The following is a 12,521-nucleotide window of genomic DNA, read 5'->3' as shown; positions in this document are numbered from 1 at the left end:
TGTAAAAGGTAATATGAGTATACACATTACCTTAAGTAGATTATATCTTAATTTTTTAAAATTGAGTATGCTAGACTTTATTGAATCCGGCAACGTCAATTTTGTCTTTTCTTGTACTTGAATAAGTTTCTACTTTTATTTCTAAAATATATAAGAGATGGTGCGTTATACTTAAAAGCATTGACAAGGATATATTTTTTGCAAATTGAGCACGAATGTTAATTATGTAAACCCTTTTCTATTGACACTTAGTTTCTATTTTCCTAAACTGATAATAATCTTTGAAGTGATTGATATGGCTACCAACCATATTACCGTTAAGGCGGAATCTTGATAAAACAAGACTAAGCGAACAAGATTTTAAATGAAGAGCCCTTAATTTGAGGGAATTCGGGTGGAACCGCGGATAAGAGAATCCGTCCCGATACAGCAAACAATTGCTGTGTTGAGACGGATTTTTTTATTACATTAAATATTAAAATATGAAAAATGATTTACATACTTTAAGACATTCGCTGTCACATATTATGGCGGCAGCAGTAAAAGATATTTGGCCCGATGTAAAGTTAGCTATTGGTCCCTCAATAGATAACGGCTTTTATTATGATTTTGATTTTGGAGAATCACCTTTTAGCGAAGCAGATCTTTCAAAAATTGAAGAGAAAATGAAAGAGTTAATCAAGAAAGATCTAAAATTTGAAAAAAGAGAAATAGATATTATTGAGGCAATCCGAAAAGAAAAAGAGGCCAGACAAGATTATAAGGTAGAGCTACTTGAAGATCTCAAAAAAGAGGGGGAACTAAAGGCATCATATTATACTTCCGGTGATTTTGAAGATCTATGCCGTGGACCGCATATATCATCAACTAAGGATATAAATATTAACGCTTTTAAGATAAATAAAGTTGCGGGAGCTTACTGGAGAGGAGATGAAAAAAACAAGATGCTTACCAGAATCTATGCTCTTGCCTTTGATAGTAAAGAAGACCTTGACAATCATCTTGAAATGATACATCAAGCAGAGTTAAGAGATCACAGAAAACTTTCAAAAGAATTAGACCTTTTTAGTATAAGTGATAAGGTTGGGCAAGGATTAATTCTTTGGCATCCCAAATTATCTAAAGTTAGGGAAATACTTGAAACTTGGTGGAGAAAAGTTCATAGACAAAACGGCTATCATTATATCTACACTCCACATATAGGGAAAGATCTTCTTTGGAAAGAAAGTGGTCACTTAGACTTTTTTACTGATTCTATGTTTCCCCCATTTTCAGACAAAGAAACTGATGAAAAGTATTACATTAAACCGATGAGTTGTCCTTTTCATGTTGAGATATATAAGACAAAGATTAGAAGTTATCGAGATCTCCCATTGAAATGGAATGAGCTTGGAACTTGCTATCGGTATGAGAAGTCAGGTGAACTACATGGGCTTGCCAGGCCAAGAGGATTTACTCAAGATGACGCTCATATAATTTGTACCAAAGATCAATTCAAGGAAGAGTATAGGAAAGCAGTTGAATTAACTATAGATGTATTTAGTCGCTTCGGTTTTGATAAGTTTAAATACTATCTTGCAGTTAGAGACCCGAACAACAAAAAGATGTATGTTGGAGATTCTGATGTTTGGGATATTGCCGAAAGTACTATTAAAGAGATACTTCAAGAAAAGGATATTGATTACAAGTTAGAAGAAGGAGGTGCTAAATTTTATGGACCAGCTTTGGATATAAAGATATTTGATGCAATTGGTCGTGAATGGCAATGCCCTACTATCCAGCTTGATATGAATCTTCCTTCTAAATTCGGTATGAAATATATTGGCCCTGATGGTAATGAGCATACTCCTATTATGTTACATCGAACAATATTTGGATCGCTTGAAAGATTTTGTACTATATTAATAGAGCATTATGCAGGAGCTTTTCCTGTTTGGTTAGCACCGGTTCAAATAAAGGTAATTTCCCTTGCCGATACTCATACTGACTTTGCCCGCAAAATGGCCTCCAGGCTATTAAATGAGGATTTAAGGGTAGAAGTTGATGATGGCAACGAAACTGTTGGAAACAAAGTAAGGAAAGCCTCTCAAGAGAAAATTCCCTATATCCTAGTAATCGGTAATCGAGAAATGGAATCAGGCAATCTATCTGTTCGTGAAAGAGGTAAAGAAGATACCAGACAAATGACCGAAGGTGAACTGGTTGGTGAGATAAAAGAAAAAATGGAAAGGAATCAATAAAAAAAGAGTCTCAATAAAGGTAATATCTAAACATTTTTAACACTTTCTAACTTTCCAATCAATGAAAATAAGGCTTGGTTTCCCCCCTAGCCCAAGTGAGCATGGTCGTTCCATGTCATTAGGTGCCATTTGTTTTCCTCATTCTTCTCGCAAAGAGTAATTCCCGTATTATATATCCTAAAGAACTCAATGACTTTGAAATAAATATCTGGTCCAAAATCTTTTCCAAGCATCATTAAACAAATTATCATCTTGATTGTTCCTCCGTGGGAAACAACTAAAATATCTTCTTCTCTCCTTTTATCTAAGAAATCGAAAAACAAAAAAACTCTTTCACGAAAATCAAAAAAGTTTTCTTCGTTTGAATAATGACAGTCCGGATCATTTAAATTCTTTATAAAGAATTCTTTAAATTTCAAATACTCGGGACCTCTAAATTCTTTTCCTATTATTTCATCCGGCCACTTTTTTTCTGCTAGATAATCACTGTAAACTATCTCCTTGTCTAACTTTTTATTTATAATTTCAGCAGTTTGTTCTGCCCTTTTGCATGTACTGCACAGAATTACATCTATTGGAATCTTTAAAAACCTATCCGCCAAAAGATTAGCTTGCGACTCCCCTTTTTCTGTAAGAGAAATATCTTTGTTTTGGAATAGTTTCTTTGTATTGAACCCAGTTTCTCCGTGTCTGGCAAAATATACCTTCATATTTTTTAATTAGTATTAAAATATTAGCAAGTTTTTTTCTATCTTGGAAGACTGCCAAAATATAGAATCATAAATATAGCAATAACATGAAATACTACGTCCTAAATGGTAAAGCTCTAATTAATCACTATAATTAATACTGATTTATATCATAAAAAAAGAAGTAGTCCAATAATATGTTTAACATGTCTGGGTTTAAGAAAATTTGCGTAGCCTTCATTGGAAAATATATTAATTACAAAGCGCATTAATATTTTGTTAAGACACTAACTCTTGTTAATGGCATTTATTTATAATAGAATCGACTTATGGAAAGCGTAAAAGAAATAATTAATTCAACAAATCCCCTCTTCGAAAAAGACATTGATTTAATATCAAGAGCTTTTAATTTTTCTAAAAAAATGCATGAAGGACAGGTCAGGTTATCTGGAGAGCCGTATTTTCTTCATCCTTATGAAACAGCTAAAATTCTTGCCGATCTTAAAATGAGCCCGGTAACTATATGTGCAGGGTTATTACATGATGTTATTGAAGATGGTAAAGCAACGGAAGAGGATATTGAAAAAGAGTTTGGAGCTGAAATACTTTTCCTGGTCCAAGGAGTGACTAAGCTGGGTAAGTTAAAGTATAGAGGTGTAAAAAGACATAATGAAAGTTTAAGAAAATTATTTATTGCCGTTTCTCAAGATATTAGAGTAATTATCATTAAGTTAGCTGATAGACTCCATAATATGAGTACCTTGGAACACATCCCCGATTATAAGCGAGCAAGAATAGCGACAGAAACATTAGAAATATATGTCCCTATTGCCTACAGACTGGGTATTAGAAAATTGCATAGAGAATTAGAAGACGGAGTTTTCCCTTTTGTTTATCCAAAAGAATATAAAAAAACCAGCGAACTTTATCGAGAAAAAAGTAGAGAAGATGATCAAAAATTAAGCAAGTTTCAAAGGTCAGTAAAAAAGGGGTTGGCAAAAAATGGCATTACTGAATTTACTGTCAATTACAGGATAAAGACGCTTTACAGTCTTTACAATAAATTACTTAGAAAAGATTGGAATATAGATAAAATTTATGATATCTCCGCTTTATGTATAATACTGCCAGATGTTAAGGATTGTTATAAAGTTCTAGGGGTCATACATGGCACTTGGAGGCCATTACCAGGTAGAATTAAGGATTATATTGCCTTTCCCAAACCAAACGGCTATCAAGCTCTTCATACAACCATATTCACTGGCTATGGCAATGTAGTAGAAATACAAATAAAGACGACTGAAATGCACAGAGAAGCTGAGTATGGAATTGCTTCACATCTTTTATATAAGGGCGGTCTTAATAATAAACTAGGATCTAATTTCTTATGGATTAAAAGATTGCTTCCATTTAAAAATGGTTTTGAGAAGCATAAAAAAACCAAAGAGATAAATTTTGATGATGTACCCGCCTGGATAAAAGAATTAGTAGAATATCAAAAAATAGTAGAGGGACAAGGAAATCTTACCGAAGAACTTAAAGATGATTTCTTTCAACAAAGAATATTTGTTTTTACTCCCAAAGGAGATGTTATTGACTTACCAATTGATTCTAGTCCAATTGACTTTGCATACTCTATCCATTCAGAGGTGGGAAACCATACTGCAGGAGTAAAGGTTAATGGGAAAATGGTTTCCCTAGATAGCCCGCTTAAGAATGGTGACATCGTTGAAATAATTACCAAGAAAAGTAGTAAGCCGAGTAGAAAATGGTTGAATTATATAAAAACAGCTACAGCAAAAAAAAACATAAAAGCTGCTATTTACGAATCCAAGTAATAACCTAAGTTGCCTGCTTTATTACAGAAACAATAATTATAAGGCCAATAATCCAGCCGATTAAACCTACGGTTAAGAATTTTACCCTATCTTTTGTTGTTGCAACTACCGCTGGGGTATCTAGCTTAATTTTAATAAGATCTTTGTAAATTAAATAGGAAAATATTAAGACAATAGGAGTTACAATAAAGGAAGATATTAAGTTACTTACAATCTCTGTATTAATGAATGGGATTAACATGGTAACGAGGATTATAGGAGAAATAAATAAGAACACTAAAGCAAATAGGAATATTGTTCTACCAAAAATCTTTAGCCAATAACCCGTTACTAACTGTTTACTCCTCATAAAAGCATCCATTCCTCCTTTATTCTCTATAATAAGAATAAAGCTAGGAAAAAGAAACCATACATTAAATATAATTCCGGGGATAATCATAAGAAAAAAACCACCAATAATAATAAACAGGCTTAGTAGTGATAACCAAAAGAATGGTAATATTTTAGACCATCCTTTTTGGACAGCAACCTGAAAAGAAGTCACCTCCTTTTGATCGATTATCACAAATAAAATAGCCACCTGTGCCCAAAAGAATGCAACTAAATAAGTAAACGACAATATTGCTGCCAGTGCTTGATTTATCTCATAAAAATAACCGCTAAGATATGACAAGATAAAAGGGACTGCTAATATTCCAGTCAAAACACCTATTTTCTTACTATAAATGTCCCAAGTTGATATTATTAAATCTTTTGGTGTTGATATATTAACTATATTTTCCTGATTATTCTCCATCATTTTAATCAATTATTTAATAAGCTTTCCATCTCTATCAATTTCCTTATTTGCTATTCTAGTTGAAGATATTGGTTTTTTGTCCTCTGCCAAAAGAAGCTTTACGGTCACAGGTTCAATTGGATCTACACCTTTTTTCTTTCTCTCTTTGTTAATTTTTATTGCTCCATCTTTAGTTTCTTTAGAAACGACAATATAATCAAAATCCTCATCTACTGCAAAACCAAACTCATCCTCTATTTTCCTAATATCCACTTGCATTCTGAAATTTTTAGCAAAAGACTCTATTGTCTTTTTTCTTTCTAGAAAAGGCTCTACTGTCCTCCCCTTTCTTTCTTTAGCCATTTTGTCAGATGTAAGTCCTACACTAACATCACCTAAAGAAAAAGCTGTCTTAAGTAATTCTTCATGGCCTCTATGAAAGTGGTCAAAAGTTCCACCCACGACTACTGTTGGTTCACAGCAACAATCACATTTAGTCATTTCATCTAGGTATTCGTCTATTTTCTTTAAATCATTCTTTTCAGCATAAAACATAAGAGAGTATGATTTTTCTTCTGCTACCCTGCCCTCTATGGCATAAATAGTTTCAGCCGGGAGTATATCGACAGAATAAACTAAACCGCTTGCCACAAGGTCCGCTGCAACATCTTTAGCATCTTCTTTGTCCGAGAAATTAATATATGTTAATATCATTTTTTATTATTAATTTGTTATTAATTAAGACCTACTACCACCAACATAGCTTCCACTTTTTTGGGTTTATCTCTTCGGAAAGAAAAATATTTATCTTTCTGATAAAAGATACACTCTAAGTAAGTGATATTCTTTTGGTTGAAAATATTCACCATAAAATATTAATAAATATGTTTTATCAAAACAAAGTAATTATTAAACATTATTGTTTTCTTCCGTATAAATACCTCCTTTTTCCATATCTTTTTTGGCTTTATATATTACTTCCTTAGTTTCATAAGGGTTTGATATTTCTTTAAAAATAAATTCATGGAATTTACCGGCAGTTTGTATTTGAAGATCTCCATATTTCAATATAGTTGGTAGAAATCCCTTAATGTTTATTGTAATGTCCTGAATTTTAGAGTGAGAAACACTGGAAATAATTCTACTAAAAAAAGATTTGAGTTCCGTGTGAATCGTTCTTTCACTTGTAATAATCCAACAATCAAGATAATAATTAGCAAATGAAATAAAGGCACTTTGCCAAAGGATTAAAAGGATGAGCGAACAAGCGAAAAGTCCCAAAAAACGAATTTGAACTTCTAAAAGAAAAGGTGCTATATCTGTTAAAAATTCTGGAAAAGAAAAAGAAGTAAAAAACAATATAAACATAAATATCAAAACAATTAAAAACAATAATCCGATCATTAAAAGACTTTTGATAATAACGAAAGGATGCCTTCTTTTAACTTCGTATATTTTTTCTCCCTCTCTAAATTTAATCATAAATAATAAATAAAATTAAAAAGGCAAAACTAACAAAAAGAAAAAAGATTATCCCCCATTTAAAAATAGACAATATTTGTTGAGCATTTTTATCATCCGGTAAATTAAATTTCTTGAAATGATAAAATATTGTTATTGCACTCACCAAAGAGATGGTCGCAATAAGGATATAAATAGTAATTGAAATTATACCAACCATATAATTAATAATAATTCTATTACATAAGTATTATAAAAACAAGTTTAATAAAAAAACTCCCCTCTTATCGAGGGGAGCTTGGCTTTAATAATTACTCTTCAACTGGAATCTCTATAATCTATTCTGACCCCCTTCCATTGGGACTGGCCTTGGTGCAAGGTCTATTTCCTCTTGACCCCCTTCCATTGGGACTGGAATTGGTGCAAGGTCAGGTTCCTCTTGACCCTCTTCCATTGGGTATGGAATTGGTGCAAAGTCAGGTTCCTCATCGATAATCAAATCTTTTTCGATAATATCAGGGATAACTTCTTCTGTTCCTCTTGCTCTTGCCATTACTATAAAGATAATAACTAAGATAAGAACTACAACTCCGATGATGATTAAATTTTTCTTAGACATATTTAATTCTTTTTAATTTTTAGACCGACCTTTAAATCATCTATAAGCTTGATTTTAATCTATCTATTTCTTTCTCTATATTTTTTATTGTCTCTTCAATCTCCTCTTTTTCCATTGAATCCATATTATTCAATATTTCCTCTACATTTAACTCAGATCTTGGCTTAAATCTAATATCCTCTCCTGAAGAAAATATTTCTAAATCATTTGAATAAAGAATGAAAAAACCCAGCGCAAGGAAAACGATTAGTGCGGATAACCCTACTATTACGAATAATTTCTTTTTTTTAAGCATAATTTCTTGATTTAAAGATTAGCATAAAAAGGCCAACATTGGAAGGGGGAAAATAGCAACTAACTATTTATTAATATCAGCATAGATTCATCTAAATGATATTGATAAATAACATTATTAATAGAGAGAACCACAACATATCCAGGAGTAAGTACTTGTAAATAAGATTCACCCGGCTTTGATGTTCCAAGGCTTGAATCGGAAAATACTACAGCTTGAACATCTACCACCAATATCTCGCTACCATTAATTCCAGTTCGTAAAGAAAGGTCTTTTTTTGCCCTTTCTACCGGAACTTTAAATTTCTCCGAATAAGAGATTTCTTTTTTTTCAACCGCAATCTCCTCCTCTACAACAGCTTCATTATGGGTTTCTTTTAATTCATCTGTTTTAACTATTTCATTTCCTCCATTAATTATACAGGCAATAACATCTATCTTCCATTTATCATCTTCTTTTATTGTATAAACTTCAATGTCAGTATTGGGTATATTGGTAATAACTGAAAAATAATTATCCCTTTTTTTTATTTCTTTTAATTCAAAATTCTCTTTAAAATCAGATGTGCATAAAAATATCTCATTATGAGAAACTTCTCCCTGACTTATTCTTCTTATAAATTCATTACTTAAGTATTTATCAAATTCAACTCCTCCATTAAGAAGTTCTTGGTAAAAATCATTTATAACCGTAGCCTCGGCATCATTCTTATTCTTTAAAAGAGCAAAAGCAATTAATATCATTACAATAAATATTGCAATAAAAATTAAAACAAATTTTAAGGTAAATCCTTTTTCATTTATATTATTATTTTTCATTTCACCAACTTATACAACTTTTTAGTAAAATTGTAAAATCATTTTACTGCGTATTCACAGATATTATTAAAATCACAAAACCGACAATTCCAGCCGGGCGTAGGATTGAAATTACTATTTTTAATATTAGTTATATTTTCAATAACCTTATTCCTTGTTTTTTCCAAGTCAGAATCTTTGGCCTTAAATGACAATAAACGTCCCTCATTAAGATAATGATAGGTAAGTTTATTTACTTTTATTCCCAAAGACTCTTGAAGCGCAATCTGATATATAAATAATTGAGATTTTTCTTCAAAGGTTAATTTTTCTTTAAAAGATCCGGTTTTATAATCTATCACTTCAATGCCGTCTTCAAATTCGTCTATTCTATCAATCTTTCCCTTTATATAATAACCGCCTATTTTTAATGAAAATTTCTGCTCGAAAGCCGGTTTATTATTTATTAAAAAAATCTTAGGTCTGTTCTCTGAAAAATCTTTATAGAAATTTTTAATGATATCTTTACCAAGCTTATAATAATCATCTCTTTCTTTACGGTCACGGTACCATTCGTTAATCCAATTTTTTTCATATATTTGATAGGCCTCCTTGAGGGAGATTTTCTTTTCAAGAAATGCTTCTGCAAGATTATGAATTGAATTATGCATTGATTTACCAAAAACAAAATTTGGCCGATCTCCTAATGGTATTTTTAGAATGTGAGCAAATTTATATTGAAGTGGACATTTAGAAAAAGTAGCTAATTGGGTGAAAGAAAAGTAATCTGGTAAAAAGTATTTTTCTTTATTAATAACCTTCTTTTTTACAGATAAATTAATTCCTGAAACCCCAGTGTCAAGGCTGGGGCTATACCCCAATTCTATTAAAAACCTAGACACCTTTTTATTCTTAACACCTCCGTAATCATTGGCCGATGTAAAAAATAATCCGTCCATTGCCCTGGTCATAGCAACATAGAATAACCTTCTTTCTTCTTGCATATGAATATCTTTTTGGGAAATATCTTCATTTAATATCCCTCCAATTAGTTCTATTGTGTTGGATTTTTGATCAGTTGGAAATTTCCTATCTACCAATGAAATAATAAAAACGTACCTAAACTCAAGACCCTTTGCTTTATGCGCTGTCATTATTTTTACAGCATTAGAATCAAGATCAAGGGAAAGGTTTAGTTTACCGGAATCACCAGATTCTATTTCAAGGTTTAATTCTTCCATAAAATTCTTTAATTTCGGATCAAAGCTCGATTCTTCAAAGCTCTTAATTCGATTATAAAAAAGATTGATATATTCAATATCCTCCTTCTCACCCTTTTTAGCTAAGAACTTAAGATATTCAGATTTTTGTAAAAAGGAAATGAAAACTTCTGAAATATTCTTATCTAATGATAGTTCGGTATGATAAAGAATTAATTCCATCAATTTTTGAATCTTCTTAACCGTCTTTTTGCTTATCCCGGGAATTGACTCTATTTCTTTCAATGATGTATAAACTGATATTGAATTCTTATGAGCATAACGAGTTATAACGGCAATCTCTTCACCAGATATTTTTAAGAATGGGAAATTAAGAGACCGATATACAGCAGAATTTTCATGATAATTATCAAGAAGATTAAAATATGCAATAACGTCTAAAATGATTGGCTTCTGATATAGTCCCTTGGATGAAAGAAATTCATAAGGCATACCCAATCTTTCACAAGTTCTGGCAAACTTATTAGCCTCACTATTAGATCTAGCTAAAACAGCAAAGTCACTAAAGCTAAGATTTTTATTTGAATCCTTAATCTCTTTTATTTTACCAACCACACCATTATATTCATGATCCGAAGTTTTAAAGTGTAGATGTTCAATTACGCCCTCTCCCTCCCTATGTGCCGATAATCCCTTTTTTCCATCTATAAACCTACAAGCTACATCAAGTATATTTTGAAGAGATCGATAATTCTTAGAAAGAACAATTTCCTTAAATTCCGGGTAGTCTTTTTTAAAACTATCAATGTTTAGTGTAGACGCCCCCCTCCATTGATATATGGATTGATTCGGGTCAAGACAAATCATTAAATTATTCTTTGGGGTTGATAATAACTTTATTAACTCATACTGAGCTGAGTTAGTATCCTGAAACTCATCAATAAGGATATATTTAAATTGTTCTCTATATTTTTTAAGAATAAGGGGGCGTTTTTTAAAAAACAATATTGAGTAGTTAATAACATCTCCGAAATCTAAATAATTATTGTCTATTAGAATCTTCTGGTATGTCTCATAAGCCTTTGCTAATTCTAATGCTCTATCTTTGTCTTCTTTTACCTTCTTTGCCAAAGATAGATATTCTTTTGGGCCAATACCTTGATCCTTGCATCGAGAAAAATGATCAATTAAAGAATTTATAAATTTACTCGGATTACCCAACGACTTATAGTAATCAAAATTAAACTTATCAATATTTTTTCTTATTAAAATCCATATAGCACTTCCTTCAATAATTTTATAATCAACGGGTATTCCAATGCTAAGGCCATTATCTCTAAGTATTCGATCACAAAAAGAATGAAATGTAGATATCCAAAGATCGGCATAGGCATATGATTGAGGAAGCATTAATTCTACCCTTTCTTCCATTTCACTTGCAGCCTTATCAGTAAAAGTAAGGGCCAGAACCTGGTCTGGCTCGGCCTTTTTGTCAGAAATAATTCTTACTATGCGTGAGGTTATAGCAGCGGTCTTGCCGGTTCCTGCTGATGCTATAACTATAGCTGGTCCATCATTATGATTGATGGCTCTTACTTGATCCTTATTCCGCTGCATTTTCTTTTATCTCTTCTAGTATTTTACTAAGTAATTTTTCCAACTCTTTCATTTTATCAAAATCATATATAGAGATGGGTAGAACAGTTGAGGAAAACTTTTTAAGATTATTAATCATTCCGTCCAGTTTTTCTTTTTCTACTAGATCAGACTTACTTATAATAATATATTCCGGCTTATTAGCTAATTCTTCACTATAATTTTCCATCTCCTTTCTTATTGTCTTGTAATCATTAACGGGATCATCTGATTCAACTGATATTAAATGAAATAAAAACCTTGTCCTTTCAATATGTTTTAAAAACTTAATTCCCAGTCCCTTTCCAGATGAAGCACCCTCAATAAGTCCAGGAATATCAGCCAAAATCAAATCATAATAAACACCTAAATTTGGTTCCAATGTAGTAAACTTATAATTAGCAACCTTCGCCTTGGAACCAGTTAGCTCATTTAAAAGAGTGGATTTACCAACATTGGGAAGACCTATTAATCCTATATCAGCAATTAATTTAAGCTCAAGTCTAATATTAACTTCTTCTCCCTCTCTTCCATAGGTAAATTTTTCAGGTGAAGTTTTAGTTGATGAACGGAAAGAAAAGTTACCTCTTCCGCCCTTTCCTCCCTTAACAACAAGTGTTCTTTTTCCAATTTTTACAATTTCGTATTTCTCATCAGTATCAAGATTATAAATTACTGTACCTAGAGGAACTTTAAGCATTAAATCTTCTCCCTTGGGTCCACTTCTACAATTTTCTTGACCATTCTTTCCTGATTTTGCAACAAAATCTTTCTTGAATCGGAAACTACTCAATGCTCCTATGTCAGGAATTCCTTCGAAATAAACACTCCCTCCATCACCACCATCACCACCAGTTGGACCAAGGGTCATCATTTCCTTGCTAAAAACAGCGATTCCATCGCCACCCTTTCCTGAAACTACTTTAATAGTGATATCATCAATTAACAT

At 31.8% G+C, this 12,521-nt stretch carries 11 protein-coding genes; 2 read left to right on the top strand and 9 right to left on the bottom strand.

Annotated elements, in window-relative coordinates; translation table 11 throughout:
* Window positions 1-482: 482 nt before the first annotated feature.
* Window positions 483-2,240, top strand: coding sequence for a threonine--tRNA ligase (gene thrS / locus KY054_00750; protein MBZ1356287.1), 1,758 nt, complete (start codon window positions 483-485; stop codon window positions 2,238-2,240).
* Window positions 2,241-2,326: 86 nt separating this feature from the next.
* On the opposite strand, the gene KY054_00745 is transcribed toward thrS, so the two are convergent.
* Complete coding sequence (locus KY054_00745) at window positions 2,327-2,950, bottom strand: histidine phosphatase family protein (GenBank protein ID MBZ1356286.1); 624 nt, start codon at window positions 2,948-2,950, stop codon at window positions 2,327-2,329.
* 308 nt (window positions 2,951-3,258) lie between these two features.
* Between KY054_00745 and KY054_00740 the strand changes: the two genes are divergently transcribed.
* Window positions 3,259-4,767, top strand: coding sequence for a RelA/SpoT family protein (locus KY054_00740; GenBank protein ID MBZ1356285.1), 1,509 nt, complete (start codon window positions 3,259-3,261; stop codon window positions 4,765-4,767).
* Window positions 4,768-4,771: 4 nt separating this feature from the next.
* Here the strand turns inward: KY054_00740 and KY054_00735 are convergent, their stop codons facing one another.
* From KY054_00735 to obgE, 8 genes are all read right to left on the bottom strand, one after another.
* Window positions 4,772-5,563 (bottom strand): hypothetical protein, encoded by a 792-nt coding sequence (locus KY054_00735; protein ID MBZ1356284.1) that lies wholly within the window; start codon window positions 5,561-5,563, stop codon window positions 4,772-4,774.
* Between the two features lie 12 nt (window positions 5,564-5,575).
* Window positions 5,576-6,259, bottom strand: a complete 684-nt coding sequence (locus KY054_00730) for a phosphopantetheine adenylyltransferase (GenBank protein MBZ1356283.1) — start codon at window positions 6,257-6,259, stop codon at window positions 5,576-5,578.
* Between the two features lie 195 nt (window positions 6,260-6,454).
* Complete coding sequence (locus tag KY054_00725) at window positions 6,455-7,027, bottom strand: PH domain-containing protein (protein MBZ1356282.1); 573 nt, start codon at window positions 7,025-7,027, stop codon at window positions 6,455-6,457.
* Between the two features lie 310 nt (window positions 7,028-7,337).
* Window positions 7,338-7,625 carry a hypothetical protein gene (locus KY054_00720; protein MBZ1356281.1) on the bottom strand — a complete coding sequence of 96 codons (288 nt, stop codon included), beginning with the start codon at window positions 7,623-7,625 and terminating at the stop codon, window positions 7,338-7,340.
* A 40-nt stretch (window positions 7,626-7,665) separates the two neighbouring features.
* On the bottom strand, window positions 7,666-7,920 hold the full coding sequence (locus tag KY054_00715; GenBank protein ID MBZ1356280.1) for a hypothetical protein: 255 nt from the start codon (window positions 7,918-7,920) through the stop codon (window positions 7,666-7,668).
* Between the two features lie 59 nt (window positions 7,921-7,979).
* Entirely contained in the window at window positions 7,980-8,738 is a 759-nt protein-coding gene (locus tag KY054_00710) for a hypothetical protein (GenBank protein ID MBZ1356279.1), read from the bottom strand.
* A 38-nt stretch (window positions 8,739-8,776) separates the two neighbouring features.
* Complete coding sequence (locus KY054_00705) at window positions 8,777-11,554, bottom strand: UvrD-helicase domain-containing protein (GenBank protein MBZ1356278.1); 2,778 nt, start codon at window positions 11,552-11,554, stop codon at window positions 8,777-8,779.
* The gene (gene obgE / locus KY054_00700; GenBank protein MBZ1356277.1) at window positions 11,541-12,521 is read right to left on the bottom strand and encodes a GTPase ObgE; all 981 of its coding nucleotides are present in this window, start codon (window positions 12,519-12,521) and stop codon (window positions 11,541-11,543) included. Before obgE ends, KY054_00705 begins: the two co-directional genes overlap by 14 nt.

It is taken from the genome of Candidatus Nealsonbacteria bacterium (genome assembly GCA_019923605.1).
Taxonomy (GTDB): Bacteria; Patescibacteriota; Minisyncoccia; order Minisyncoccales; family CSSED10-335; genus JAHXGM01.
This window is presented reverse-complemented; position numbering and strand designations above follow the sequence as displayed.

Coding starts and splice junctions, on each gene's coding strand:
- KY054_00720 (MBZ1356281.1), bottom strand. CDS start 7,625: ATGTCTAAGAAAAATTTAATCATCATCGGAGTTGTAGTTCTTATCTTA.
- KY054_00725 (MBZ1356282.1), bottom strand. CDS start 7,027: ATGATTAAATTTAGAGAGGGAGAAAAAATATACGAAGTTAAAAGAAGG.
- thrS (MBZ1356287.1), top strand. CDS start 483: ATGAAAAATGATTTACATACTTTAAGACATTCGCTGTCACATATTATG.
- obgE (MBZ1356277.1), bottom strand. CDS start 12,521: ATGTTAATTGATGATATCACTATTAAAGTAGTTTCAGGAAAGGGTGGC.
- KY054_00745 (MBZ1356286.1), bottom strand. CDS start 2,950: ATGAAGGTATATTTTGCCAGACACGGAGAAACTGGGTTCAATACAAAG.
- KY054_00710 (MBZ1356279.1), bottom strand. CDS start 8,738: ATGAAAAATAATAATATAAATGAAAAAGGATTTACCTTAAAATTTGTT.
- KY054_00730 (MBZ1356283.1), bottom strand. CDS start 6,259: ATGATATTAACATATATTAATTTCTCGGACAAAGAAGATGCTAAAGAT.
- KY054_00740 (MBZ1356285.1), top strand. CDS start 3,259: ATGGAAAGCGTAAAAGAAATAATTAATTCAACAAATCCCCTCTTCGAA.
- KY054_00715 (MBZ1356280.1), bottom strand. CDS start 7,920: ATGCTTAAAAAAAAGAAATTATTCGTAATAGTAGGGTTATCCGCACTA.
- KY054_00735 (MBZ1356284.1), bottom strand. CDS start 5,563: ATGGAGAATAATCAGGAAAATATAGTTAATATATCAACACCAAAAGAT.
- KY054_00705 (MBZ1356278.1), bottom strand. CDS start 11,554: ATGCAGCGGAATAAGGATCAAGTAAGAGCCATCAATCATAATGATGGA.